Here is a 1,108-nt window from a genome sequence, read left to right on the forward strand (position 1 = left end):
ATCCCTACCTCTTGGTGCCCAGGTTGAAATCGAGATGATAGCTAGGAGATAAAATTCAGTTTCAAGATATTGATTAACCATCTTTGTTGAATTAACGGGTGGCGTTAATTTGAGATCCAGCTGTCTTTCCGGGGCAGCTTTTCTTGTTGAACTAAAGGAGCAATTTAGTTTAATAATAGTAAAATTCTGTTAAAAAGGGGTTATAATACACCATATTCTATTAACTAATTAAAGGAGTAAGAAATGATTAACTTTAAAAATATGAGTACAAAAGAAAAAGTATTGTTTGCTGTAAATCCCCAACTCTACCTAATAGGAAAAGGAACGCAAAAGGCAATTGAAAAAGTTCAAAGTATTGCTGAAAATGAAAACTCAACAATGGATAAATTAAAAGAAGAAGCAGCACGTCAAGAAATTATAGCTCAAGTATCGGAAGCCCAAGCAAGGGTTTCTCAAGAATTAGCTATTGCACAAAGAATTAATACTGCTCAAGAGGTCGAAATAGAGGAGTTTTACGATACTTCTGGAAAAGGTGGATTAAGTGCCAATATTACAGAAGGGACTGTTACAGCTGGATTAACAGGGGAAGGTAGAAAAGTAACAAAACGAATTTACCGGTTTACTGGTTGGCACGATGGAGCCAATGAAGTGTTTGACAAATGAAAAAAGAATTTGAAGAATAGGTATTATTGAACTATCGTGTACAAGTTTAAGATTAGAGCTGTCATTTTGACAGCTTTGGTTGTTCCACTAACAGGGCAGGATACTCGAATAAGACTTCGCTAAATTAATGGGGTGAGATAATGGCTTTATTGGGGTCAATGTCTGTTTTAATTGGTTTTTTGTCATTATATGGTGGATTTGCCTATAATAAAAAAGACACGAAACCGAGGGTTTAGATGGTTCTGAAGCCGATTCAATCATCGGTACCATCATCACTTTATCCGTTGTCATCTTATTAAGACTGTTGCCATATCAGGTTAGCAAAACATTGTTATTTATATTTGCCTTTATTTGTTTTTGTTTTAGTGTTTATGCTTTTACTCACTTACACTAACGGGTGCTTTCCTTAAAGAAGGAGAAGTGCCCTTTTTTGTAGAAGTTATTG

The 1,108-nt window shown here is 35.1% G+C and carries 1 protein-coding gene; it reads left to right on the forward strand.

The annotated features are described in order from the left end of the window. Window positions 1–243 precede the first annotated feature (243 nt). The gene (locus tag V7147_RS23045) at window positions 244–663 is read left to right on the forward strand and encodes a hypothetical protein (protein ID WP_335370138.1); all 420 of its coding nucleotides are present in this window, start codon (window positions 244–246) and stop codon (window positions 661–663) included. The last annotated feature ends 445 nt before the right edge of the window (window positions 664–1,108 follow it).

Source organism: Bacillus sp. JJ1521, assembly GCF_036965165.1.
Classification (GTDB): Bacteria; Bacillota; Bacilli; order Bacillales; family Bacillaceae_L; genus Ferdinandcohnia.

What these genes read in the sequence shown, in the direction of transcription:
- V7147_RS23045 (WP_335370138.1), top strand. Translation starts at nt 244, where the DNA reads ATGATTAACTTTAAAAATATGAGTACAAAAGAAAAAGTATTGTTTGCT.